Origin of the sequence: Microbulbifer sp. MI-G (assembly GCF_030440425.1) — a bacterium.
GTDB lineage: Bacteria > Pseudomonadota > Gammaproteobacteria > Pseudomonadales > Cellvibrionaceae > Microbulbifer > Microbulbifer spongiae.
On record NZ_CP098023.1, the window covers coordinates 2,585,993 to 2,610,447 of the forward strand.

Consider the following 24,455-nt stretch of genomic DNA (forward strand, 5'->3'; position numbering starts at 1 on the left):
TGCCACACCTGGAGATAGCAGAGCAAGTAATAATAATCATGGACGTGTTTTTGAGCATAAAGCACAGACCAAAATCATATATTATCTGTTTAGTCGAACTTCATATCCAGCGGTTTCTTCATAGGTATAAACGTTATAGATAAATCGTCATTTATGGGGTATTCAATAGCGTTGCTGGCAATAAATCCGTGACGCTCGTAAAGCCTAAAGCCCGGCAGGGTTGCCATCAACTCTAAACTGCGGAAGCCCATTGCGCTTGCCGCTTCCTCACAATGCTGCATTATCAACGATCCAATGCCTTTGCGTGCGTAACAGGGTTTTACAAAAAATGCCCGGATTTTTGCTGAATTGATCTCTGGATTCAAAACATCAGGATTTCTATCTTTTTCACTATCATTTCCAAAGAGTGTTGCTCGGTAACTCCATCCACCACAACCAATCAAAAGATAGTTATTTTCCACTACAAAATAAGTTTTATCATTAATTAATTGTGTATCCAGACCCCAAGCAGATAATAGTGCCCCTTCAATTTGTTCTTGTGTATAATCATTAATTGACAAGCCCCGAACTGACTCCTCTATCAATGCTTGAATTTTTGGAATGTCAGAAGCCAAGGCTGTACGGGTTGTATATTTCATGTAATGAATTTCACCTGCTTGATAACTACTACGTTATTCTTACCCTGACCAATATTTTCCAGATAAAGTCACAGGTCAGGGACCCTTCATATCCCCAACTCAAACTCCAGGCAAGGGGTACCCTGATGATACTTCAACTGCCATTTTTCACCAGAAAATATCCAAATAGAGGAACGCTTTGCAAAATTACTTTTAATACCGTTATTATCCACCCAGGCAGACTTATACAAAAGTAAATACACCGATGCTTCCAGCTGGATGCTTTCAAAATCCTGGGAGTGGATATAACCATTTGACGAAAGCTCTGCGCTCATCATTTCCACAATGCTATCGAAATCGTAACTTCTGCCGGATGCACCAATCTCCTTGAAGCTTGTATGAATCAGGCTTGCGGCCTTCGCTTTATTCTGGCGAACCTCACATTGATGCAATGCCCTCTCCAAATCAATCAGAATATCCATGGTTAGTTTGTTATCTCAATCAGCCCAAGTCGCTTGAAACTTTAATCAAAGCATAGCGCACAGAAACCCGGATATAAAAAATAGCACTACTGAGTTTTTGGGCTAGGGTTTAATGTGTACGGAAATAGGTTTCATGTGCAGCCTTCTCAACCTTGTCTTGCTCTCCCGGATAATATTGCACGAATTTCTTATCGACCGAATTCAGGTATATCCAGCCCTCTTTAACCCTGAACCAGCAATCTCCGGAGATTGAGTATACATTGGGGAATGTACCCCATCCACTTTTTGAAACAGTAAATTCCGAAAAGCGATTGATCTTAAATTTATTGGCATCAAGCCCGGGGGCCTCATAAATTGAAATAACTCCGCCTCTAAGGTCGGAGTCATCCTTGTCTCCAAATTGGTAACAACTTATGAAATCCAGTGTTCTGTCAAACCACAGGTATTTTTCCGCACCCTCAAAATTGTATTCTGCACAATCATTAAATCGGATTGCCCAGGGCAGTCCATTGTGGAAGCCGATGTACCCAATGGGCTTTTCTGAAGCAAAGGCAGCGGTATTTAATCCAACCAAAACCAACAAAAGAACCAGGGGTATTAAGCGGATTTTTTCCAAGACATTTCCTCTAACATTACAAACAGATAAAATTAGCACTTGGTGTCGGACAGTATTTCCCGTATGCAGTCAAACTAAAGATACAATCACCCACACTGATTATCCATAACTATTAATCTGGCGTCATAATAATTGAGTTTATATTATTCGGTATTACGCTATAAGAATAAGGGACATACAAGGCAAACTGCAATGGTCCCACGCGAACCCATTGCACAGCCAGCCAGTGTCAATCAGCGCAGTTTCTTTCCCCTGTGGTTTGCGGGAAAAAACAAGGAGCGCGGTTGAAAAAACCTGGATATAACCCCCTGTCGTATTGCGAGGTACACACGTATCACATTGGGCCAGTGAAAATCTTGCGAATTCATTGCGCTACTGAACCAAGAGGCGCTGGATAACCAAGCACCGGAGGTATACGAAATCACTGACAAATCATGCAGTTTCAACACATTCGTTATGCGCTTGAGACGCACCCAGTATTTTTACCATAAACTCGGTGAGCAAACCGGCGGTAAAGCCCCAGATTTCATAGCCATCATACCGGTATGCCGGCAGGTGGATGGTGCAGTCATCCATAATGATATGGTCAGTGCGGATACGCGGATCGGCAAGAAAAAAAGACAGGGGCACACGGAATATGGCATCCAGTTCGCCCGGATTTGGGGTCAATGCGATATCCTTGGCAATCACTGCCACCCAGGGCGTAACAGACACTTTCCAACGGGTGGTGCGCGGCCACAGGGGGCCGAGCATACGCACAGCATCCATAGGCAGAGCGATCTCCTCCTCAGCTTCGCGCAGGGCTGTGTATTGCAGTGAAGGGTCAGTAACATCCCAGCGACCACCCGGCAGAGAGACTTCGCCTGAGTGGGTGGACAGATTGGCGGAGCGTTTGGTGAGAATAACATGGGGGTCCGGCTCATCAGTCAGTGCGATCAGCACCGCTGCATGCCCGTGCAGTGCACTGCCCTTGGGGACGCCCGCCTCAAGTTCAGCCAGTTGATGGGAAATGGATGCTTCAATCTTGTTCAACATAGCAATTTGCTCCACCCACACAGGGTGCATATTCCCTGGCACTTATCATACGGTTTTTTGCAGGCAAGACCGAGTCCTATGTCAAACTATTCGTTTGTGACTATTGGCCAGGTATTCAAACCAATGCCCCAAATCTGGCTGACAACCGGCCAGTCATGTCGACACAAAGGGGCCAATCCGCTCTACTTCTCAGCACAGTAACAAACACCTGGCGGCATCATTCACCTGCTGCGGGTTTTTGCAGGTTCTGGGGCTGGTAGCCCCCCTTCAGTTTTTCGCGCACCCCCTGCACCATTGCGTAATACACTGGCACCAGCAACGTGGCAAACAGGCTGGCAGCCAACATGCCGCCAAAAACCACCAGGCCCAGGGAAACGCGACTGACGGCACCGGCCCCGGTGGCTACCAGCAAAGGCACCACTCCGAGAATAAAAGATATAGCCGTCATTAACACCGCGCGAAAACGCAGTCGGGTAGCAGAAAGCGCTGCCTCGGCTATGGACTTGCCCTTATCCCTTTCCACACAGGCAAACTCGACAATCAAAATGGCACTCTTTGCCGCCATACCGATCAACAGTACCAGGCCAATCTGGGTGTAGAGATTGTTGATGGAACCTGCGAGCCAGACCATCAGCATGGCACCGCTGATGGCGATGGGCACACATAGCAAAACGGCGCAAGGAATGCTCCAGCTCTCGTACTGGGCCACCAGAAACAGATACACAAATATAATGGCCAGGCTGAAGAGAATCGGCACCAGGTTACCCGCGGTAACCTCCTGAAAACTGATACCGGTCCACTCGTAGCCGTAGCCTTCCGGCAGGTTCTGCGCCAACGCTTCCATAGCGTCCATGGCCTGGCCGCTGGAAAAGCCGGGGGCCGGGGCGCCGTTAATGGTGATACTGTTGTACAGGTTGTAGCGCGTGATGGTCTGGGGCGCCACAACGGGTGTGATAGTGGCCACGGAGGTCACCGGCACCAGGCCACCGCTGTTGGCGCGCACATAAAAGCCTGCCAGGTTTTCCTCTTCGTCGCGAAATTGTGCATCCGCCTGGGCAATCACCCGGAACACTTTGCCGTAGAGGTTAAAGTCATTGATGTAATAGCCCCCGAGCAGTGTCTGCAAGGTGAAATAGACTTGTGGCAGGGGCACACCGAGCACATGGGCTTTTTCCTTATCCAGAGTGAGTTCCAGCTGCGGGGTACTGGCCTGATAACTGGTAAATGCCTGGGCAATTTCCGCTCTCTGGTTGGCATTGCCGAGCAGATCGAACAGTACCTGGGACAACTCCAGAATACTGCGCCCCTGCAGATCTTCCAACACAAACTCGAAACCGCCCACCGTACCAATACCGGGCAGTGGTGGAATGGCGAAGGGCATAATCTGCGCATTGGGAATGGCCTCCAGCTTTTTTTGCAGGCGCTCCATAATGGCAAACTGGTGGTTCTCGCTGCTGGTGCGCTCTTCCCAGGGTTTGAGTACAGCAAACATCATCGCGGTATTGGAAGAGGCACTGCTGGTCAGTTGGTTGTATCCCGGCACGGCCACCACATGGGCCATGGCTGGTTCCTCCAGCAAAATATCCGTGACCTGGTTGACCACCGGGCCTGTTCTCTCCAGGGAGGAACCGTCCGGCAACTGCACGTGCAGAGTAAAGGTACCCTGATCCTCATCGGGGATAAAGCCGGTGGGAACATGGGCGAACAGCCAGTAAGTGAGGAGGAAAATCCCCAGGATTGAGGCGATCCCCACCAGTGGCAGCCCGACACAGGCCTTTACCAGACCTGCATAAAAATTGGTAGCGCGGTGCAGGAACTTGTTAAAAAAACCAAACAGCCCGGTTTCCCTGATCCCCGCCATCTCGCCTTTTTCTCCCGCCTTCAGGATGCTGGCACACAGTGCGGGGCTCAGGGTAAGCGCGTTGATGGAGGAAATCGCCACCGCCATGGAAATGGTGATGGCAAACTGCTGGTACATTTTTCCGGTAATTCCCGGCATCAGCATCACCGGCACAAACACCGCAAACAGCACCAGGGTGGTGGCAATCACCGGGCCGGTTACCTCACGCATGGATTCCAGCGCAGCCTCTTTCGGTGCCAACCCTTCTCCCATCAGGCGCTGGGTGTTTTCCACTACGATAATCGCATCATCCACCACTATGCCGATGGCGAGAATCAGAGCAAAAAGCGTGATGGTATTGATGGTCAAACCCAGGGCAAGCATCAGGGCAAAGGTGCCCACCAGGGAAACGGGTATTGCAATCGCAGGGATCAGGGTGGAGCGCCAGTCCTGTAAAAACAGAAACACCACCAGGATAACCAGGATCAGGGCAATAAAGAGCGTCTCCACAACCTCTTTGACAGAAGCCTCCACAAACAGCGTGGTATCGTAGAGCACTTCGGCGGTCAGTCCCTTCGGGAAACGCTGGGAAAGCTGTGCCACCTTCTCTTTGATGCCTTCGGCCACCTCCAGGGCATTGGCATCGGGCAACTGGTATACACCGATAACCGCAGAGGGCTGATTGTCCAACTGGCCGTAAGAGGCATAGGATTCACTGCCCAGCTCCACCCTGGCCACATCCTTCACTTTCACCATGGCACCATCAGGCTTGGCGCGGATGGTGATTTCCTCAAACTGCTTGGGATCGACCAGGCGCCCCTGTACGAGAATATTATACTGAAACTGCTGGTCTGTGCGGATCGGCGGCGAGCCGATCTGTCCTGCGGCCACCTGAATATTCTGCGCCTGTACCGCATCAACGACATCCTCCACAGTGACATCCAGTGAGGCCATGCGGTTCGGATTGAGCCACAGGCGCATGGCGTAGTTGCGCGAGCCAAAAATCACAACGCTGCTCACCCCCAGCACGCGGGCCAGCTCATCCTTTAAATAAATCTCGGCATAATTGGCCAAAAACAATTCATCAAATTTTTGTTCCGGGGAAAAGAGATTCACCACCAACAGCAGCGTGGTGCTCTGTTTGGAGACGACAACGCCATCCCGCTTTACATCCTCGGGCAATTGCGGCATGGCCTGCTCTACCCGGTTTTGCACATTCACCTGGGCGATATCATCGTCGTAGCCGGATTTAAATGTAACGGTGAGGCTGTAGGTGCCGTCGTTCCCACTTGTGGAGGACATATACTCCATGCCCTCTACCCCATTCACCTGGGATTCGATAGGCACAGCGACACTGTCGCGCATCACCTCGGCACTGGCACCCGCATAGGTAGTGGCGACATTGATGGTGGCGGGGGTAATTTCTGGAAACTGCGCTACAGGCAACAGGGGCAGAGACAGTATTCCTGCCAGGGCAATCAGAATCGAAATCACAAAGGCGAAACGGGGCCGCCGGATGCAAAACGCACTGATCATACAACAGCTAAGCGGCCCGCGGCCGTATCGGGCTACTTGTAATCATCGACCGCTCCTTCAGGCTGGGGATACTCGCTATCAATGCGGATGCCCGGCAGCATTTCAATCAACTCCTGGCTACCGGTACCTGAGTCCGTCGGCAACTCCCCCTTGCGGGCGGGTGCTGCGGGCTGCGTCCGGGCATCGTAGGGATCGCGCGGGGTGTTCTGCGGTGTCACCGGTTTATCCGCCACCACCCGCTGCAATCCGTTGACGATCACCGACTCTCCTGCAACCAGCCCCTGGTTCACGGCCCAGAGTTCCCCCTCCCGCTGCCCCAGAACCAAGTAGCGCTTGAGAGCAATATTCTTCTCGCCCAACACAAATACGTAGCGGCCCTGCATGTCCTCCTGTACCGCCGCTTGTGGCACCAGGGGTTTAAGGGCCTCGCTGCCGGTAAATACCCGGATGGACACCCGCGCGAACTGCCCCTGCACCAGCAATTGGCCCGGATTGGGAAAGAGTGCGCGCACCGCAACAGAGCCGGTAGTCTGGTCAATCTGGTTGTCGATAAATACGATCTCGCCCCGGTAGGGGTAAAAGTTGCCATCCGGCAGCTCAATACGGACATCCAGCCCTATCGGCGACAGCCCCGCCCGGCGCCGCCTTTGCGTATCCACCTGCACGGCATAAAGTTGGTTCTCCGGCACCTCGAACAGCACATAAATGGGATTCATCTTGACAATGGTGGTCAGCGGATCCGATTCTGGGCCCACCAGGGAGCCTTCGGTAAATTCGGTGCGCCCGATGCGCCCGGTCAGGGGGGCATAGATCTTGGTGTAGGAGAGGTCCAGCCGGGCGCTTTCCACCTTGGCCCGATCTGCATCGACCTGGGACTTTGTCTCTTCATACGTGCCCATCAACTCATCCATCTGTACCTGGCTGATGGCACCGGTGGCAATCAGGCTGCGCCCGCGGCGGAAATTGCGCTCGGCGACCCGCAGTGCGGCCCTGGACCGCTCCAGATTGGCGCTTTGGTTGTCCAGTTCCGCGATAAAGGGGCGAGGGTCTATCTCGAACAGCAACTGACCCTTAACAACGGTATCTCCCTCCTGAAAGTGCCGGCTTTGTATGTAACCCTGTACCCTTGGGCGCACTTTATATTCGTCGGTGGCTTCTACCCGACCGACAAACTCAAAGCGCGGAATGACCGGCTGCTCACGCACCACCAGTACCTCCACTGGAGGCGGCGGGGGCGGCTTTTGTTGCTTATCTCTGTCACCGCAGGCGCACAAGACAACTAACACAAGCCCAAAAAATACAATACGCGCCATGGCAGACTGGGGACCGCCTTTGTACACCAGGGTTTCTAACAACTATAGGCGTCAAAAAGTCGGCAGGCTGGCGTTGGAATCCCGCATGGGTATACTGACGTCATGAAATTTTGTAGCCGCTGCGGCAGCGATGCCGTCACATTTTCTATCCCCAAAGGCGACGACCGCCCCCGCCACCTGTGCAGCAACTGCGGCGCCATACACTACATCAACCCTCGGGTGATTGTGGGTGTACTGCCTTATCTCGGAGACCGGGTCATGCTGTGCCGACGCGCTATTGAACCCCGCCGCGGGCGCTGGACCCTGCCTGCCGGTTTCATGGAAAACGGCGAAACCAGTGAAGAGGGGGCACTACGGGAATCCTGGGAAGAAGCACGCGCCAACATCCGTATGGACGATCTCTACTCGGTCTACGATATTCCCCATATCAATCAGGTCTACCTGATGTACCGGGGTGAATTGACAGATACCAATTTTGGACCGGGACCGGAATCCTTGGAGGTGGCACTGTTTCGCAAGGGGGAGATTCCCTGGCCGGAGATCGCCTTCCCCATCATGCACAAAACGCTCGAGCATTATTTCGAGGACAGCCAACTGGGGCATTACCCGCTGCACCGGGGCGTCATCTCGCGAAAGCTGTAAATGATCCTCTCTGTGATAGGGCCACCATATGCCCCCCGGGAAGTTTGTGTGAAATAACACCCGACGCCTGGTGCCCTGACTGACAAAACCGCCAGAATCAGGCGCCGGCTGTCAGCGGCGCGGGCCACAGCGCGCATCCAGCGGCCACAGGTCAAAGGCCGGCTCCTCGTAGGGATGCGTCTCATACAGGGCCGCCAGCACCGCATCCACACAGGTTTCAGCACACACCATTTCCACCCGGTACTCCGCCACCTCCTCCACCTGCCCGGATTCACCCAAAAACGGCCGGCTACCTGGCTGTGGGCGGAACTGGCCGCTGCCCAGTACCTGCCAGCAACAGTGATCATAATCTCCCATACGCCCGGCACCTGCTGTAAACAGCGCTTGTTTTACTACGGCCAAATGCGTTTCGGGAATATAGAGGCAAAGCTTGTACATTGAATAATGCCACGTTGGAAACAGCACACTGCATCGCGGTATGCCAGTAAAAAACCGGGGCAGTGCAGACCCTGCTTCGCCCGGCCAAACGCTGTTTATAGGTACATTTAGAACATCATGGTCATCAGTTTGCGCTGGTACCGGGTGGCAACCGGATCACCGGCGCCGAGGCTTTTCACAATATCCAGAAATGTCTGCTTGGCAGCGCCGTCGGCAAAGTGCATATCCCGGCGCAGGATATCCAGCAGCAGCTCCAGGGCCTCCTGATGGCGATCTGCCTGGCTGTACTGCACCGCCAGTTGGTAGGCGGCGTCGCCGTTTTGGGGATTGTCCCGCAGTGTTTTCTGCAGGGCCTGGATTTCCGGCGTATCCGCCGCCTGCTGCTTTAATTCCAATTGCGCCATCAGTTGCTGGTATTCGGCATCCTGGTCGGCGAGCAGGATTTTCCCCAGTACCGTGTCAGCCTCCTGAGTGCGGTTCTGCTCGAGTAATAGCGCCGCCAGCTGCTTGGCAATATCCTCACGCTCGCTGGATTCCCTGTACGCCTCGCGCAATAGCGGCAGGGCCGCACCCTGTTTCCCCTCGGTGATCAACGCCTGGGCCTGCTGCAGTTTGATATCCCAGGGTTTGGGCAGGTACTTGTCGAGCATTTCGCGAATTTGTGATTCCGGCTGCACACCGGCGAAGCCATCCACCGGCTGGCCGTCTTTGAGTAACATCACGGTGGGCAGGCTGCGCACGCCCAATTGCCCCGCGAGCATCTGCTCGCTGTCCGCATTCACCTTGGCCAGCAGGAACTGGCCGGCGTACTCATTCGCCAGTTTTTCCAGCACCGGCATCAATTGCTTGCAGGGCTCACACCAGTCAGCCCAGAAATCCACCACCACCGGGCGCTGCATGGATTCCTCAATCAGTACTTGCTGGGCGCTCTCCGCTGTTACATCGACAATAAATTCGTTCACAACCGCTCCTGAGTTGGGTTTGTCCAGGTTTCATTTTACAGGGAATCTGTTGAATATCTGCCCGGCGATTAAGCCGGTTTTAAAGAATCTCTTCGATCGCCATCCTTGCATGGCAGGGCAAGTGCACGGAGCTGCCTGGAGTGTAATAGTCAGCACCAGTGTCCGCGACGGATTTGCCAGCAGCGCCACTAGCGGTACAGATTCTCCTCGCCGTAAGCCAGTTCCAGGGATTGCCGCTCCGCCTTGCGCAGGCCCGTCACCACCAGCCCGTAGGATCGGTCCGCCATCCGCTCGATTTCAAAATCCGGCACACTGCCATCCAGCAATACGGTATTCCAGTGTTTTTTGTTCATATGGTACCCCGGCAGTACACCGGAAAAGATATCCCGCAGGGCCTGGGCCTCACCCAGATCGCACTTTAAATTGGTGGCATCCACCCCGCGATAGTCACCGAGCGTGGCAAACATCCTACCCCGGATTTTAAACACCGCCACCGCCGGACCAAAGGGAAAGTCCTCCGTAGCCTCGGGGCGGGAAAGCAGGTAATCCCGCAATACCGCTCTCTGTATCATATTTTCTACCAGTTCAGGGAGGAGGGCAGACGCGGCGAGGACAGCAGCCTGGCAAATCGCTGCCACCGCTCATCGGCATCCATTGCGCCATTTTCCACATAATCCGCCACCAGTTTCTTGCCCCAGTTATAGTTGATCACATAAGCGCCATAGGCGTCGAGAAAGTCTTTGCGTTGCTTTGCCTTGGCCGGACTCATCAGGGTGTACTGCTCAAACAGCGGTGCCACTTGGTCGCCTTCGATCTCACCATCGATATACAGGCGCGCAATTTCATTGCCGGCAAAACCGAGTTTCTCCACCAGCGCCATCACCTGGTCGAATTTCCCAGCACTGTCCGGGTCCAGGCCCGCCAGAGGAAAGAGCACTTCCCTTTCAAAGCGGGTCTTCTCCCCGTCGGGAAAGGCCAGGTCGATGCCGTAATTGGCACTCCCTTCTGCAATCAGCGACTGTGGGCTGAATAGTGGATAGACACTGTATTCCACCCAGCCGCGCGCCTTCACCAGCGACTGCTCCAGCAGCGCATTGTAGGTGTGGTGACCGGGATAGCCTTCGTGGCAACCCAGGTCGATGGCGCGATCAATGGTGATCGGCAGGCCCCGATTGAGCTGAATCAGGCTCCGGGCGCCGCCCTGGTACCAGTTGTAGCCACTCCAGGGTTTGTCGCTGACATATTCCAGCACAAAGTGTTCGTTGCGCGGCAGGGAAATATGCGCTTTGGTACGCCGCCGGCACTCCTCAATGGCCGCCTCGAACACCGCCTGCAGTTTATCTGTGGGTATTTCAAATCCCCGCCGGAACGCCTGCACCCGCGTAGTCAGGGACTGGTCTCCCGGCAGCAGCCTGTCCAGTTCCCGCAGTAGGGGTTCGAAACTGGCAAGCTCCTGTTTGGGGGGCTCGGTATCGTAGAGTAGGCTTGCCTCATTGGCAAAACTGCGCGCATCCAGCCCGGCAAGGCTGCGCGCGTGGGCCACCAGGGCACGCAACTGGGTTTTCAAATAGTGCCGGCGCAGGTCATTACTAGACCCCTGTATTTCTGCCTGTGCCGGTAACTGCTGCTGCAGCTCCCGGCCACGCTCGGCAATCTGTGCCGGGCTCATCCCGTTGAGGGCCGCTTGCTCCCGCCATGCCGCCGGGCCGTAGTAGGCATCCACGTAGTGCTTGTCGTGGTTGCCCAGTGCCAATACCAACTGTACGTACTCCGTAGCGATGTTGTCCATGGCCGTGCCTGCATTTTCCCCATCTGCCACCTGCCCCACTGCGGCCTGCTCGGTGTCCATCCCCATTTCCCCGCTGCGTTTGCCACCGCAGGCGCTCAGGAAGAGTACCGCTATCAGCAAAAGCCACAGGCGCAACCCATTTACCACTCGCTTCATGATTATCGCTCTTCAGAGTTGTTTCGTTTTTGCTTTGACGCCAAAGTTATTTTCCGGGGACACACCCCAGCTTTAAAAGCCGCAAACCCAGTCAGCCCGGCCTGCGGGTGTGCCCATTGACACTATCGGCTTTTCACACCGCTCCGTCATCTGTCTCGCGCTGATCCTGTTCCAATCCCGGCTCAAATTCCTCGCTCACCGGCGCATTGCGTAGCACCAAAAACCCGGCAATGCCGGCAATCACCGAGGCCAGCAGGATGCCCGCCTTGGCCTGGATCAGCAGGTCGTACTGGCGGCTGAAAGCCAACTCGGCGATAAAAATGGACATGGTGAAACCGATACCACCGAGCAGCGCCACCCCGACAATATGCTGGAAGCTCGCCGACTTGGGCAGCCGGCCCCAACCCAGTTTCCAGCCGATCCAGGTGGCTCCCACAATGCCCACCAGTTTACCCAAAACCAATCCGGCAATAACCCCCAATGTCACTGGGTTGACGACTGCAGCGGAGCTGGTAAAGCTGTCGAAGGGGATGCCCGCATTGGCCAGGGCAAAAATGGGAATAATCAAAAAGCCCACCGGAATATGCAGACGGGTTTCCATGCGCTGCAGGGGCGACTGGGCCAGGTTTACCCCGTTGCCAAGGGCCATCACGCGTGCGCGCAAGGCGTCATTGGCAATGATTTTGTCACCGGGGCGAAAGCAGCGGTCGAAACTGCGGATAATATCTTTCACAAAAGTACTGAAGGCCACCGGATCATACTTCGGCTTGGCCGGTAACGCCATGGCGGTAATCACACCGGCAATGGTGGCATGCACTCCGGCCAGGTGAAACTCATACCAGAGTAATATCCCCACAAATACATAAGCCGGAGAGCGGCGTACGCCCGCCGCTTTCAACAGCCACATAATCACGATAAGGCTGCCCGCTGCAATCAGCGCCGCAATATTCACCTGTTCGGTATACCAGATCGCAATCACCAGAATTGCGCCCAGGTCATCCACAATCGCGAGGGCCACCAGAAAGGTCACCACTGCGCGGGGCACACGATTGCCCAGCAGCGCAATACAGCCCACAGCAAAAGCGATATCCGTGGCCATGGGGATGCCCCAACCGCGCTCTCCCGCGCCGCCGACATTAAAGGCGCCGTAAATCATGGCCGGCACCAGCATACCCCCAATCGCCGCCATTACCGGCAGGACCGCCTGGCGCAGATCGGACAGCTCGCCCACCATGAATTCACGCTTTAACTCCAGGCCCACGAGGAAGAAAAAGATGGCCATCAGACCATCGTTGATCCAGTGGTGCAGGGAAAGGGAGAACACCCAGTCCCCGGCATTGAGGCTGATCGGCATATACAGCAGGTGCTTGTAGCCCTCCTGCAGAGGGGAATTGGCGATAATCAGTGCCGCCAGCGCAGAAAGCATCAGTAAAATGCCACTGCTGCTTTGGCGATGGATAAATTCCTCAAAGGGGGTCACCAGGCGCCCAAAGGCCCCTTCCAGGGGCGCCTCAAAGACTTTTCCCTTGCGAATCTTGAACTTATCCAAAATGCTTTTTGCCATTGGCTGACATCCTCTTTTGCCAGGTTTGGCCCCACAAAAACCAGGGCTGCTCTTCTACCTACCGGTGCCAGAGGTTAGCATGCCCCCTTTATCCTTAACCATCCTGTCAGGATTTCACAACCAGCCATGACCCGCCTGGACCAACTCCTTGTACAGCGCAACCTCGCCAATTCCCGCACCCACGCCAAAAAGCTGGTGGATGCGGGCAGGGTTCTGATTTCGGAGGGTGGCTCTCTAACACCCGCCCGCAAAGCGGGACAGTCCGTCAGTGCGCTCTGCACGCTGGAAGTCAGCCCCCTGCCAGAGGACCGGTTCGTCTCCCGCGCCGGTTTGAAACTGGCCGCGATTCTCGACCACACCGGGCTGAATCCCAAAGGCTGGGAGGCGCTGGATGTGGGCTGCTCCACCGGTGGTTTCAGTGACTGCCTGTTGCAGCGTGGTGCCGCCTCGGTGGTAGGGGTGGATGTGGGACAGGGCCAGTTGGCGCAGAAACTGCTCGACGATCCACGCATGCATTTATTCGAGGGGGTTAACGCCCGCCAACTGGCAGCTTCCCAAATGGCACCTTACGCAGACAACGGCTTCGACGCCATCGTGGTAGATGTTTCCTTTATTTCCCAATTGCTGATCCTGCCGCAGCTACCCCCATTGTTGAAACCCTCCGGACAACTGATAAGTCTGGTCAAACCCCAGTTCGAAGTGGGCCCCGCGGGCATCGGAAAACGTGGTCTGGTGCGCGATGCCAAACTCTACCGCCCAGTGCGTGAACGAATAACCCGTTTGATTCTTTCGCTGGGACTCGAAATCAGGGAATATATCGAGAGCCCGATTCAGGGCGGCGATGGCAACCGGGAGTTTTTACTGTGGGCAGTGCCTGCTTGAAAAGGCAGCCGGTTTTGAAACTGCGGTTTTTCCTTTGATTCACGCTTTAAAAGCCGTATGCGGCCAAAGCACATAACCCGAATTTAAGTGGCCTTAAATTTAAAGCATGGGTGAGACACGAAGAGAGAGGTGACCAGTTCAGGCCGCATAATACTGAACTGCGACTTAGAGTGAAACTCAAAAAGTGCACAATTCCCACTTTGCTGCCAACTTCAATATCACAGAGAATTACGATACCTATTAAGCGGATAGCAATAAGCTTAAGCGGATAGCAATAAGCCATACCAGTTTTAAATTTCATGGAATATGCGTGAAGTCCATAAAAAAGCCTCAAACGGGCCTGATGGGTCTTTTTCCCTGTCACGAAAAGGTCTTTCTCGCAGTGAAATTCGTTCTACGCCTCCCCCCGGGGGGAGGCGTCGACAGGTTCCCGCGTTAGAGTGGAACAGCGATGAGAGGCAATTTGAGAGAACAGAATAATGAAAAAGCTGGTCAGCATGGTTGCCGCACTCTGTCTGGCAGGGTTGGGTGGTGCAGGGGCGACTGCCGCGGAAAAAGCGATGGCTGGGGCGCAGGTGGATCCTTTCTGGCGCAATGCGAGCATCTATTTCCTGTTGCCGGATCGCTTTGCCAACGGCGATCCGGGCAACGACCGCGCTTACGGGCGCAAAGACGATGCCGAGCTGCTGCGGGGTTTTGCCGGTGGCGATCTCCGGGGTCTGCTCGACAAGCTGGAAGCTGGTTATTTTCGCGACCTGGGTGTAACCGCCCTGTGGATGTCCCCAGTAGTGGAGCAGGTGCAGGGTTACGATGATGGCGATGGCCGAACCTACGCGTATCACGGCTACTGGCCCCGCGATTGGACAGCGGTGGACGCCAACTTCGGCAATGAAGCAGACCTGCGCCGGGTGATCGAAACCGCCCACCGCCAGGGCATCCGTGTATTACTGGATGTCATTTTGAACCATACGGGCCCGGTCACCAAGCGGGACCCCCTGTGGCCCGCGGCCTGGGTGCGCACCACACCGGTGTGCGACTGGAACAACTTTGCCGGTAATGTTCACTGTGCCCTCACCAGCAATCTGCCGGATATCCGCACAGACAGCGAGCAGCCGGTGGATCTGCCCCCGCACCTGGTGGCCAAATGGCGCAGAGAGGGGCGCCTGCAGCGGGAACAGCGCGAATTGGACGCATTCTTTGCGCGCACCGGTTACCCGCGCGCGCCCAAGTATTACATCGTCAAGTGGCTCACAGACTGGGTGCGGGAATACGGAGTGGACGGTTTCCGTGTGGACACGGCCAAGCATGTGGAACCGGAAATCTGGGCAGTACTGAAGAGAGAGGCCAGCCTGGCACTGGCACAGTGGAAAGCAGACAATCCGGATAAGAAGCTCGACGACCGCAGATTCTTTATGCTGGGGGAGGTCTACCATTTCGGCGTCGATGATTTCGGGCCCACCAAAGGCAGAGTGTACGACTTTGGCGACCGGCAAGTGGATTTCTTTGCCTATGGATTCGACAGCCTGATCAATATGGGCTTTGCCCAGCACGCTGCACAATCCCCGCAAGCTATATTTTCACGCTACTCTTCCGCCCTGCACGGAGGCGCCCTGGATGGACTGGGCGTACTCAACTACCTGGGCTCGCACGACGATCACCACTCTTTCGACCGCGAGCGCAAACAACCCAGGGCGGCGGCCCTCAAATTGATGCTGGCGCCGGGCGCTGCGCAGATCTATTACGGCGATGAAATTGCCCGGCCGATGATTGTGAAAAATGCCGGCGGCGATGCCTCTATGCGCAGTTTGATGAACTGGCAAGACCTGGAGCGCAAAACTACCCAGGCACTGCTCGACCACTGGCGCAAACTGGGGCAGTTCCGTCGCGCCAATCTGGCACTGGGGGCCGGCGAACACAGCAAGCTGGCGGATCAACCCTACACCTTCTCACGCACTCTGGAGGGGGAACCCCCGGTACTGGTCGCCCTCGGCGTTGAAACCGGCAAAAAATCCCTACCGGTGTACGGCCTGTTTGCCGATGGCACCCTGCTCAAGGACTACTACTCCGGCACTGAGAGCCCGGTGGTCCAGGGGCGCGTTCATTTCGACACGGACAGCGACCTGCTTCTGCTGGGCGTCACTCCGGAACGGGAATAATCCGGCCGCTTGAGTTCGGCAACCACCCAGGTTGCCGGGTGCCATGTCGCTGCAGTGCATTACCGGGGACAGATCGCCGTTGTTCCAGGCACGGATGTGCTGCAACCAGAAACCGGATTCTGCCTGAGTAGCCATTTGAATCCCCTGACCATTAAAAATCAGGAGAGTAAATAAATCCGATTGGTCTTTCAGGTGGGGGGGACTTGATCGCTTACATTTTAATCAAATGCTGCGAGGTGCCGGCCTTCCACCGGCTCGGGGCAATCGCCCTTGGCACCGTTTCCCCGCGAATCAGGCAGAGTGTGTCGCGGTCGTGTCGTGCCATTGGATACCCCCCGCAGGGTTACTCTGCCCCGCACTACGGGAGGCTGCACTTACTCAATGCCGGTCTCTCCCGGCTGTCACACCACTGGGCAGGTGTCTCCCCATCCCGTCATCTCAACCGAACCCGGACGGCAACCACGTAAAAACCGTTTGCCGCCCTGTATAGAGGACATGCCCATAAGCATTTCGCGCCTGCCTGGCCCCCTCAGACGGAGTGCCAACGCCCGGTCACTGAATCAGCCAATCCACACCTGCGGCGCGGTTTCTCACTGTGGCGTGGCCGGCTCTCGGGACAGTTGTTCCGACAGTCGCGCCAGGGTTCTCCAACGGGGGTTCTCGGTGGCACCGTTGGCGATTTTGATCAGGGTGAAGTAAGGCACGCCAGAGCGCTCGGAAATTTCTTTCCACTGGCCCCGGCGCTCCCGCAGTTGCGCCCTGACTTTTTCAAGCAAGTCACCACCTGTATCCATCGGAGTCCCCCATTTAAGGCTAAATTAGCCATATTGGGCTCAAATGTCAAGCCATACACGGTTAGCCATATATGGCAATATAGCGGTATGAAACACCAGCTCAGAAAACGCATCGCCGCAAGGCTCAACCTGGCCATGAGAAACAGCCCCAGCCTCTCTACCCAGGCGGCTTTGGGAAAACGCAGTGGCGTTGGCCAGACCACCATCGGTCGCATACTGCGGGCTGAAGTGGATGCCCGCGCGGAAACCCTGCAAGCACTCGCCAAAGCCCTGGGAAAATCCGTAGCGTATTTCACCGACAGCGGCAAACCAGCGCCGGGCAACCTTATTCAGGAAACCCCACTCACCTACACCAGTGATGCCGCAGTGCGTGCAGTCTACCGCCAGGTACCACTGATTTCGCCGGTGAAAGCCGTTACCTGGGCAGAGACTTTTGAAAACGGCATTGCCCAGGCAGACGGAGAGCAGATCCCCACCACCACCCGCGTCGGCCCGCGCGCCTTCGCCCTCAAAGTGGAAGGAGATGCCATGACCGCGCCCAACGGCCTCTCCATCCCGGAGGGATATATCGTGGTTGTGGACCCGGACTGCGACTACGAGAACGGCTCCATTGTGGCCGCCAGGCTGCCCGGTGACAAAAAAGTCACCCTTAAAAAGCTGGTCATAGACGGGCCCAATCAATATTTGAAATCCCTCAATCCCGCCTATGTACCCATTCAAATGAACCGCAGCGGCAAAATCATTGGCGTGGCCAAAAGTGTCCTGTACGACCTCTAGGGACAGCACTGGCCCCGAGGTCCCCACTGGCCCATCAGCCTGCTGGCTGTTGACCAGTCCAACTCCATAACCCCCAACCCCCTGTGCGGGCATTGGTGTTACCGTCAGTGCCGTTTTTGACTAGTCCCCACCCTGCCATCGCCATACACTGGGAGGCGGAAACGGGAGGGGTCGATGACACTCGATACAGCAATTTGCGCCAGAGCACGCCAGGCACGGGACCGGCGCTTCGATGGGCGCTTTTTCACTGCGGTAAAAACCACCGGGATTTTCTGCCGTCCCATCTGCCCGGCGCGTGCCCCGCTGGAACGCAACGTCACCTATTTTGCCACCGCAGCGGAAGCGGCAGATGCCGGCTTCAGGCCCTGCCTGCGCTGCCGGCCGGATTGTGCGCCGGGCAGCCCGGCCTGGGGGCTGGTTTCCACCACTGTGCAGCGGGCGCTGAGGCTAATGCGCAGTGAGCGCGAACCCCAGTCTGTGGAAAGGCTCGCAGAACGCCTCGGTATCAGCAGCCGCTACCTGCGCCGTTTATTCGCCGAACACCTGGGGATGCGCCCTCTGGCGGTATGGCAGACAGAGCGCGCGCTGTTTGCCTTCCGCTTATTGCGCGACACCCCTCTGACAATCGCCGAGATCGCCTATGCGTCGGGCTTTAACAGCCTGCGGCGTTTTAACGGGGTCTTTAAGCAGCTCTACCAGCGCACCCCCTCGGAGGTACGCAGAGCGGGCAGTGTCGATGGGGTGGCAAAGGGCACACCCGCACGGGTGCAGCTGTCTCTCGAATATCGCCCGCCACTGCACTGGCCACAGATGCTGGCCTTTCTCGGCACCCGCGCCCTGGCCGGAGTGGAGCATGTGGAAGACGGGGTTTACCAGCGCAGTTTTGAACTGGACCGCTTCCGCGGTGTTCTGCGCGTGACCCATGAGCCGAAACAGCACCGCCTGCTGGTGGAGATCAGCAGCCAGGGGGGCGCCACCAGTCTCTACCTGCTCAACCAGCGCCTGCGCCGCCTGTTTGACCTGGATGCGGACAGCGGTGCAATAGCAGCGGTCTTAAGACGCGATCCCCTCCTGGCCCGCCAGTTGGAAATGGCACCGGGGCTGCGCCTGCCCGGCGCCTGGGACCCCTTTGAGACTGCCCTGCGAGCGATTTTGGGGCAGCAAATCAGCGTGGCCGCAGCCACCACCATTGCCGGGCGCCTTGTAGCCCGCTATGGGACCGCTTTTGTGGATGAGACTGGCACCGAGCACAGTCTGTTTCCCACTCCAGAACAATTGGCGCAGGCGGACTTTGCCGGCCTGGGACTGACCCGCAGCCGCGCAAAAACACTGCGCGGGTTTGTGGCGGCGACACGCGAGGGGCGCATCGATTTTACCCAGCCCTCCCTCGACGCCTGGTGTAAGCAGGTCACTGCACTGCCGGGCATCGGCGACTGGACGGCGCAGTATATTGCCATGCGCAGCCTGTCCATGCCAGACGCCTTTCCCGCTTCGGATCTGGGTATCTTGCAGGCGCTGGGCAGTACCAATGAAAAAGCAACACCCAAAGCGGCTCTGGCAAGGGCCGAGCACTGGCGACCCTGGCGCGCCTACGGCGCCCTGTTGCTGTGGCAGTCATTGAAATCGGGAGAGCGAAGATGATCCATTACAAGCGTTACACTACCGACCTGGGAGAAGTAGACATCGCCGCCGGCAAAGACGGTGTTATCGCACTGCAATTCCACCACAAAACACGCCCCCTGCCCCTGGCAGCGGACTGGCAGCCCGGTGCCACAGCGCTGACCGACCGGGCCGCGCAACAGCTACGGGAGTACCTGGCGGCAAAGCGGCGGCACTTCCACCTGCCCCTGGCACCTCGCGGCACCGTATTCCAGCGCCGGGTGTGGGAGGCACTGCTGGCGATTCCCTACGGTGAAACCCGCAGCTATACCCAGCAGGCACAGCAGCTGGGGCAACCGCGGGCCATCCGCGCGGTAGCCCGCGCCAATGGCGCCAACCCTGTGGCGGTGGTGATTCCCTGCCACCGGGTAATCGGCGCCAATGGCACTCTCACAGGCTATGCCGGCGGCCTGCCACTGAAGGCACACCTGCTGACTCTGGAGGGAGCCGAATTTGCAGCTCCGTGCCCCTGATGCGGGCTTTGTCAGGCTTCGAAGGTAGCGGTGATAACCGGCCCTAAACTGATCCATAGGCTTGTAATAAATATGATTACTCTCCAATGGATTTATCAACATCAACATTTATTTCAACATCAATGGGTATCAGAAAATGGCTTTTACTGATAACCCTTTTAGTTTTGGGGACGGATAATTTTCCTTATTGAATTGGCTATTGCTGAGTTGCCAACTTTAACCATTGCTTTATTGAGAATTGCACTTGAGACAAGCATTTTTTAAGATGAGAAAATCACAAAAAACAAGTTAATTGGTGTGCTATTGGGGTTTTTAGTAGTGACCATCATAATGGGCCCTGCGATATTTGCAGACATGGGAGTCAATGTAATGGCCCAATTGGCAGTGCTGGGAGCAACTCTATCTTATGCGTTTGCCGGGGTTTTTGGTCGTCGATTCAAACCGCAGAACATAAATCCGATTGTCATTACTGCTGGCCAGGTAACTGCATCTGCACTATTTCTTGCCCCAATAGCAATGATTGCAGATAACCCTATGGACCTTGAAATACCAGGCAAACATGGCTATTGGTGCATTAGCCGTTTTCTCAACCGCAGTTGCGTACGTGGTGCACTTCATAATATTGGCATTAGCTGGCGCAATAGATCTACTGTTCGTCACATTTTTAATCCCTGTTTCCGCCATTTCACGGGGAACAATAGCACTTGGAGAAACACTGCACAGTATTCATATGGCTGGTATGGGGGTTGTCACAGCGGGGCTAATCACTATTGATGGTAGACTTTGGCAAAAGTGATGGCTATTATCAACTGTCTCATACAAGTTTGAACTATCAACCTCTTCAACCTGGGCGATTCATAAACACGGAATGCAGTATGAACAACAATAACCAAGCTGGCATCCTCTTTGCGGCATTTCTTTTGGCTACCGGAATCGCTGCCGCAGGGCACTTTGTCAGCCAGACCCTGTATAAATCGAAAGTTGCCTTAAATACTGCTGAAGTTAAAGGCCTTGCAGAGAGGCGAGTTGAAGCAGATACCGCTTATTGGTCAATACAATACACCGTGACCGGGAAAAGCAAATCGGAAATTCCTGCATTATATAAAGATTCAGAAGCCGACCAGAACAAAATCATCTCTTTACTGAAAAGTAGTGGATTTACCGATCATGAAATACAGCCGGGTATAATAAACTACCTGAAAAAAGAATTTCGGGATGAAGACCAGAAACTGGTTGAGGAGGAACATATACTGGTAGGTGAAATTACAGTTGAAACCCAAAAAGTCCGACTGGTTTCTGAGGTTAGATCCAACCTGAATACACTAATCGCACAAGGGCTTGATATCAAAAATAATCCTCCCGCCTACCACTTTACCCAATTAAATAAAATCAAACCTGCGATGTTGAAAGAGGCAACCACAAATGCCAGGATCGCAGCCAATGAATTCGCCATAAATGCCGGTGTTGAAGTCGGTGGGATAAGAAGCGCACGACAAGGGGGGTTTGTCATACGAGACGTTGGTGAAAACTATGGTGACACCAGAAAAATAGAAAAGGAGGTAAGGGTAGTGACCAATGTTACCTTTTTTCTGACTGATTAAGTGGGTTAGTTGAGTAACTCTGCTTAGCCTCCAACACTATTTTCCCATGAGAAATGGATGCTCAGTAGCACGATGCACAGAGCTTATTAGTGTTATATCATACGATCTGCACCAAGCACCTCTTCTGTACTAGATAAATTCACTAGCGGCCTGCATGCATCAAAACGAGCGCTGACTTAAATTCTCCCTTATCAAAACAGCCAAATAGCTTCGCCAGGTGTGCTCTGGACAAACCTGCCCTTTTTCAATCATAACGCACAGGCGAAGGGAATTTGCCCACACTGGCGATGCTGATTCCCCTTTACCCATGTTAGGGCTATCTTGCTCTCTCACGATGCAACGGCCAGGTATCCTGGCCCCTGGATATCCTGGCGCTATTATTGAATAACCACCCAGAGACCGATCTGGCTATTTTGTCGTATACCTTAACCCTAACCGGATATAGACCTCAGCAATCATCATACCTTTAACTGGCACTATCGTTTACTTAAACTCCTAGAGACTGCACATTTCAGGACAGTAAAGCCGTGTGAAAACTATCGGCGTGAAAATCAACGACAAACGCCGTATTGTTTTGACAAGCAAAAGAGTTTATGCAACTATTTGTACAATTATTTGTATATAAGTTTAATACTTGAATATGCCAAGCTCAAGCAAGCCATTTTTCTATGCCTCCAAATACCGCGCAGCCTTTTTAGCCAGTATGGCAGGGAGACTTAGAGATTTAATCTGTGAAGACGGATCAAAGCTACTCAAAGCCAAAGGGGTCACTGCACCGGTCACCGATGTGTCGTTTATGTTGTTTCTTAGTGAAAATGAACCATCCTTCACTGCCGATATAGCACGTGCACTTAATTTTTCTCATCAACGCGTTGCATCAAGAATCACCATTTTGGAGAAGCTGAAACTGGTGACCTGTGTTTCAGACAAGCAGGATCTACGCCGAAAACGAGTCACTTTAACCAAAAAAGGCAAATCGGAGGCCCTCGCCCAAGCAGAAATTTATAAAACGGTTGCACTGGCGATTGAAGACCTGTTTGAAGAGATAGGGGATGACCTTATGGATCGGTTACAACTAACCCTGGAAACCCTTGAACAGGAATCCCTGCCGGAGAGAATAGATAGATTGAAATAAACAAGCAGGGTTATTGATCAACCCATTGTGAGGAAAATATGAAAAAAATAATAAAAAATATTTTACTATTAATATCCTATCATTTAGCCGCCTGCCAAGTGGCACCCTTGCCAAAGGAAGACTTTACCAGTATCAACACACAATCAGAGGCTGAAGGGGTACTGAACGAGATTGCTGACCGCTACTACGATTTTTCTGTTAAAAAAAACCCGATCTCTGTTTATACACTCGATCTTGATTACGCAGATCACAGTTACCTGCCAGAGAATGACCGGAAAAGCCTCGAACAAGAATCAGAACTTCAAAACACCTTATACCAACAGTTAATGGCGCTGGATGCTGAGCTAATTAAATCCCACAACGCCCAAATAGTGTATACCATACTGCGTGAATCTCTTGAAACAGAGCTGGCATTGAAAGTATGTAGAAGAGAATTATGGCAAAGTATCTCAAGCAACCATGGTTGGCAGGGTGACTACCTACAACTGGCACAATTACAGCCTGTAAGCAGTCCCGAATTACAGGCCCAGGCTATTTCACGCTGGAAAAAAATACCGCAAACCATAAAAAATGAAGTTGACAACCTTAAAACGGGCTTGGCGTTAGGATACTCTATGCCAAAAGAGATTGCCCAGCAAACAGTTATGCAATTACGCGCAATGATCAATCTTGATCTATTCCAGCAGCCATTTATGTCTCCAGCCCAGCGCAGTACTGATAAGGCATTCCAGACAGAACTAGCGACTGTTGTCAAAGAGTTGATCAATCCAGCTATTGAGTACTATGTGCAATTTCTAGAACAGCAGTATATTCCATCTGCAAGAGAGAGCTATTCCCTGCTGGAACTGCCTAAAGGGCGCCAATGCTACGCCGCCTTTCTGAGAAGCTGGAATAATAAAGACATTCCCCCTGAAGAGATAAAAGCCTTAGGTAAAAATACAGTCAGAGAAAATACAAACAAAATTAAAAGTATCGGATTTGAACTCTACGATACTCGCGATTTCAATACCATTATTCAAAAAGTACTGCATGACAAAAACAACCTGTTCAAATCTGAAGATGAGATGAAAACAGTTTTATCAGAACACCTAAAAAATGCAAAGGAAAAATCTGCAATTTGGTTTACTACAGTGCCGAAAAATGAGCTTGCGATAACTCCATTGCCGCCTCAAGCGCCTGCCGGTGCGGCTCAGTATCAACCTGGAGAGCCAGGAAAGTTTTTGATCAGCTTTAAAGATCCCAAACAGCAAAGCAAAGGCAGGCTTGAAGTAGCTGCCTATCATGAAGGCTATCCTGGCCATCACTTGCAAATCTCAAGTTGGCAGTCAGGGCACAATATACACCCAATAACACGGTTTTCCTTTTTTGGTAGCTATATCGAGGGCTGGGGGCGTTATAGTGAACTCCTTGCTGAGGAAATGGGCTTATACCGGCACGAATACGCACTGATTAGTCGTAGGGCCTGGCCCGCCAGAGGCATTGTTTTGGACACAGGTCTCCATTTAGAGGGGTGGAGCAAACAAGAAGTGATTGATTATATTTTGCAATCCGGTGCTTTTAACCGGGAGTTCGCACAACAGATCTTTTACCGCAGTGTTGCAGAACCGGGGCAGTTAACCTCCTATGATGTAGGGGCGCATGAAATTCTGTCTCTGAGAAGGCTGGCCCAGCAGCAACAGGGAAACCGATTTGATATCAGGCTATTCCATGAAAAAATATTGGAAAATGGACCACTTCCCTGGGAGGCACTTAAAACAAACATTCTACAGTGGCTTTCAAATAGCTCAGGTTAATCAATAGGTTGATTTAGGCCTGACCTATTTCCAGGTAACCCGGATTGTTATTATTGACAGCTCGAAAAAAGACACCCCTTAAAAATGCCTTTATCGTGCATCCTAAACGAAACTCGAGAAGCCTGTAACGAGGGTTAACACTTCTGGGTTTCCCAACGCAATCGCCTGTGGTTGGTAACCGCCAAATGAGGACCA

Annotated in this window: 22 protein-coding genes; 10 read left to right on the forward strand and 12 right to left on the reverse strand. The window is 53.8% G+C overall.

The genetic code is table 11. From position 1 onward, the window contains the following. Positions 1–89: 89 nt before the first annotated feature. The 6 genes from M8T91_RS10900 to M8T91_RS10925 form a co-directional block, all read right to left on the reverse strand. Entirely contained in the window at positions 90–638 is a 549-nt protein-coding gene (locus tag M8T91_RS10900) for a GNAT family N-acetyltransferase (protein WP_301414185.1), read from the reverse strand. Positions 639–724: 86 nt separating this feature from the next. After that, a complete protein-coding gene (locus M8T91_RS10905; RefSeq protein ID WP_301414186.1) occupies positions 725–1,099 on the reverse strand; it encodes a nuclear transport factor 2 family protein in 375 nt (124 codons plus the stop codon). A gap of 109 nt (positions 1,100–1,208) precedes the next feature. Then, complete coding sequence (locus M8T91_RS10910) at positions 1,209–1,715, reverse strand: hypothetical protein (RefSeq protein ID WP_301414187.1); 507 nt, start codon at positions 1,713–1,715, stop codon at positions 1,209–1,211. Between the two features lie 432 nt (positions 1,716–2,147). Further along, on the reverse strand, positions 2,148–2,750 hold the full coding sequence (locus tag M8T91_RS10915) for an NUDIX hydrolase (protein ID WP_301414188.1): 603 nt from the start codon (positions 2,748–2,750) through the stop codon (positions 2,148–2,150). Positions 2,751–2,967: 217 nt separating this feature from the next. Next, positions 2,968–6,126 carry an efflux RND transporter permease subunit gene (locus M8T91_RS10920; protein WP_301414189.1) on the reverse strand — a complete coding sequence of 1,053 codons (3,159 nt, stop codon included), beginning with the start codon at positions 6,124–6,126 and terminating at the stop codon, positions 2,968–2,970. Positions 6,127–6,158: 32 nt separating this feature from the next. Continuing rightward, positions 6,159–7,466 (reverse strand): efflux RND transporter periplasmic adaptor subunit, encoded by a 1,308-nt coding sequence (locus M8T91_RS10925; RefSeq protein WP_301414190.1) that lies wholly within the window; start codon positions 7,464–7,466, stop codon positions 6,159–6,161. 75 nt (positions 7,467–7,541) lie between these two features. Here M8T91_RS10925 and M8T91_RS10930 point away from each other — a divergent pair, with 75 nt between their 5' ends. Next, on the forward strand, positions 7,542–8,081 hold the full coding sequence (locus tag M8T91_RS10930) for an NUDIX hydrolase (protein ID WP_301414192.1): 540 nt from the start codon (positions 7,542–7,544) through the stop codon (positions 8,079–8,081). A 111-nt stretch (positions 8,082–8,192) separates the two neighbouring features. Here M8T91_RS10930 and M8T91_RS10935 read toward each other — a convergent pair whose 3' ends face one another. The 5 genes from M8T91_RS10935 to nhaA form a co-directional block, all read right to left on the reverse strand. After that, positions 8,193–8,519 carry a YqfO family protein gene (locus M8T91_RS10935; RefSeq protein WP_301414193.1) on the reverse strand — a complete coding sequence of 109 codons (327 nt, stop codon included), beginning with the start codon at positions 8,517–8,519 and terminating at the stop codon, positions 8,193–8,195. Between the two features lie 107 nt (positions 8,520–8,626). Next, the gene (trxA, locus tag M8T91_RS10940) at positions 8,627–9,481 is read right to left on the reverse strand and encodes a thioredoxin (protein WP_301414195.1); all 855 of its coding nucleotides are present in this window, start codon (positions 9,479–9,481) and stop codon (positions 8,627–8,629) included. 188 nt (positions 9,482–9,669) lie between these two features. Beyond that, the gene (locus M8T91_RS10945; RefSeq protein ID WP_301414196.1) at positions 9,670–10,053 is read right to left on the reverse strand and encodes an MmcQ/YjbR family DNA-binding protein; all 384 of its coding nucleotides are present in this window, start codon (positions 10,051–10,053) and stop codon (positions 9,670–9,672) included. 5 nt (positions 10,054–10,058) lie between these two features. After that, positions 10,059–11,426: a hypothetical protein gene (locus tag M8T91_RS10950; protein ID WP_301414197.1), complete on the reverse strand. Its 1,368-nt coding sequence runs from the start codon at positions 11,424–11,426 to the stop codon at positions 10,059–10,061. A gap of 133 nt (positions 11,427–11,559) precedes the next feature. Continuing rightward, positions 11,560–12,990, reverse strand: a complete 1,431-nt coding sequence (gene nhaA / locus M8T91_RS10955) for a Na+/H+ antiporter NhaA (RefSeq protein ID WP_301414198.1) — start codon at positions 12,988–12,990, stop codon at positions 11,560–11,562. Positions 12,991–13,116: 126 nt separating this feature from the next. Between nhaA and M8T91_RS10960 the strand changes: the two genes are divergently transcribed. Further along, entirely contained in the window at positions 13,117–13,872 is a 756-nt protein-coding gene (locus M8T91_RS10960; RefSeq protein WP_301414199.1) for a TlyA family RNA methyltransferase, read from the forward strand. Between the two features lie 479 nt (positions 13,873–14,351). Continuing rightward, the gene (locus M8T91_RS10965; protein WP_301414200.1) at positions 14,352–16,028 is read left to right on the forward strand and encodes an alpha-amylase family glycosyl hydrolase; all 1,677 of its coding nucleotides are present in this window, start codon (positions 14,352–14,354) and stop codon (positions 16,026–16,028) included. 590 nt (positions 16,029–16,618) lie between these two features. Here the strand turns inward: M8T91_RS10965 and M8T91_RS10970 are convergent. Next, complete coding sequence (locus M8T91_RS10970; RefSeq protein WP_301414201.1) at positions 16,619–16,822, reverse strand: hypothetical protein; 204 nt, start codon at positions 16,820–16,822, stop codon at positions 16,619–16,621. 87 nt (positions 16,823–16,909) lie between these two features. On the opposite strand from M8T91_RS10970, the gene M8T91_RS10975 reads away from it, so the two are divergent. The 7 genes from M8T91_RS10975 (at position 16,910) to M8T91_RS11005 (ending at position 24,260) form a co-directional block, all read left to right on the forward strand. After that, entirely contained in the window at positions 16,910–17,599 is a 690-nt protein-coding gene (locus M8T91_RS10975; RefSeq protein WP_301414203.1) for a LexA family protein, read from the forward strand. Positions 17,600–17,773: 174 nt separating this feature from the next. Further along, positions 17,774–19,240, forward strand: a complete 1,467-nt coding sequence (locus M8T91_RS10980) for a DNA-3-methyladenine glycosylase 2 family protein (protein ID WP_301414204.1) — start codon at positions 17,774–17,776, stop codon at positions 19,238–19,240. Continuing rightward, the gene (locus M8T91_RS10985; protein WP_301414205.1) at positions 19,237–19,731 is read left to right on the forward strand and encodes a methylated-DNA--[protein]-cysteine S-methyltransferase; all 495 of its coding nucleotides are present in this window, start codon (positions 19,237–19,239) and stop codon (positions 19,729–19,731) included. Before M8T91_RS10980 ends, M8T91_RS10985 begins: the two co-directional genes overlap by 4 nt. A gap of 369 nt (positions 19,732–20,100) precedes the next feature. After that, positions 20,101–20,505, forward strand: coding sequence for a hypothetical protein (locus M8T91_RS19030; protein ID WP_301414206.1), 405 nt, complete (start codon positions 20,101–20,103; stop codon positions 20,503–20,505). A 101-nt stretch (positions 20,506–20,606) separates the two neighbouring features. Continuing rightward, positions 20,607–21,332 carry an SIMPL domain-containing protein gene (locus tag M8T91_RS10995; RefSeq protein ID WP_301414207.1) on the forward strand — a complete coding sequence of 242 codons (726 nt, stop codon included), beginning with the start codon at positions 20,607–20,609 and terminating at the stop codon, positions 21,330–21,332. A 640-nt stretch (positions 21,333–21,972) separates the two neighbouring features. Beyond that, a complete protein-coding gene (locus M8T91_RS11000) occupies positions 21,973–22,467 on the forward strand; it encodes a MarR family winged helix-turn-helix transcriptional regulator (protein ID WP_301419071.1) in 495 nt (164 codons plus the stop codon). Between the two features lie 38 nt (positions 22,468–22,505). Then, the gene (locus M8T91_RS11005; RefSeq protein WP_301414208.1) at positions 22,506–24,260 is read left to right on the forward strand and encodes a DUF885 domain-containing protein; all 1,755 of its coding nucleotides are present in this window, start codon (positions 22,506–22,508) and stop codon (positions 24,258–24,260) included. The last annotated feature ends 195 nt before the right edge of the window (positions 24,261–24,455 follow it).

Coding starts and splice junctions, on each gene's coding strand:
- M8T91_RS10980 (WP_301414204.1), top strand. CDS start 17,774: ATGACACTCGATACAGCAATTTGCGCCAGAGCACGCCAGGCACGGGAC.
- M8T91_RS11000 (WP_301419071.1), top strand. CDS start 21,973: ATGCCAAGCTCAAGCAAGCCATTTTTCTATGCCTCCAAATACCGCGCA.
- M8T91_RS10975 (WP_301414203.1), top strand. CDS start 16,910: ATGAAACACCAGCTCAGAAAACGCATCGCCGCAAGGCTCAACCTGGCC.
- M8T91_RS19030 (WP_301414206.1), top strand. CDS start 20,101: ATGGCCCAATTGGCAGTGCTGGGAGCAACTCTATCTTATGCGTTTGCC.
- M8T91_RS10965 (WP_301414200.1), top strand. CDS start 14,352: ATGAAAAAGCTGGTCAGCATGGTTGCCGCACTCTGTCTGGCAGGGTTG.
- M8T91_RS10950 (WP_301414197.1), bottom strand. CDS start 11,426: ATGAAGCGAGTGGTAAATGGGTTGCGCCTGTGGCTTTTGCTGATAGCG.
- M8T91_RS10905 (WP_301414186.1), bottom strand. CDS start 1,099: ATGGATATTCTGATTGATTTGGAGAGGGCATTGCATCAATGTGAGGTT.
- M8T91_RS10915 (WP_301414188.1), bottom strand. CDS start 2,750: ATGTTGAACAAGATTGAAGCATCCATTTCCCATCAACTGGCTGAACTT.
- M8T91_RS11005 (WP_301414208.1), top strand. CDS start 22,506: ATGAAAAAAATAATAAAAAATATTTTACTATTAATATCCTATCATTTA.
- M8T91_RS10995 (WP_301414207.1), top strand. CDS start 20,607: ATGAACAACAATAACCAAGCTGGCATCCTCTTTGCGGCATTTCTTTTG.
- M8T91_RS10985 (WP_301414205.1), top strand. CDS start 19,237: ATGATCCATTACAAGCGTTACACTACCGACCTGGGAGAAGTAGACATC.
- M8T91_RS10900 (WP_301414185.1), bottom strand. CDS start 638: ATGAAATATACAACCCGTACAGCCTTGGCTTCTGACATTCCAAAAATT.
- M8T91_RS10970 (WP_301414201.1), bottom strand. CDS start 16,822: ATGGATACAGGTGGTGACTTGCTTGAAAAAGTCAGGGCGCAACTGCGG.
- nhaA (WP_301414198.1), bottom strand. CDS start 12,990: ATGGCAAAAAGCATTTTGGATAAGTTCAAGATTCGCAAGGGAAAAGTC.
- M8T91_RS10945 (WP_301414196.1), bottom strand. CDS start 10,053: ATGATACAGAGAGCGGTATTGCGGGATTACCTGCTTTCCCGCCCCGAG.
- M8T91_RS10935 (WP_301414193.1), bottom strand. CDS start 8,519: ATGTACAAGCTTTGCCTCTATATTCCCGAAACGCATTTGGCCGTAGTA.
- M8T91_RS10920 (WP_301414189.1), bottom strand. CDS start 6,126: ATGATCAGTGCGTTTTGCATCCGGCGGCCCCGTTTCGCCTTTGTGATT.
- M8T91_RS10960 (WP_301414199.1), top strand. CDS start 13,117: ATGACCCGCCTGGACCAACTCCTTGTACAGCGCAACCTCGCCAATTCC.
- M8T91_RS10930 (WP_301414192.1), top strand. CDS start 7,542: ATGAAATTTTGTAGCCGCTGCGGCAGCGATGCCGTCACATTTTCTATC.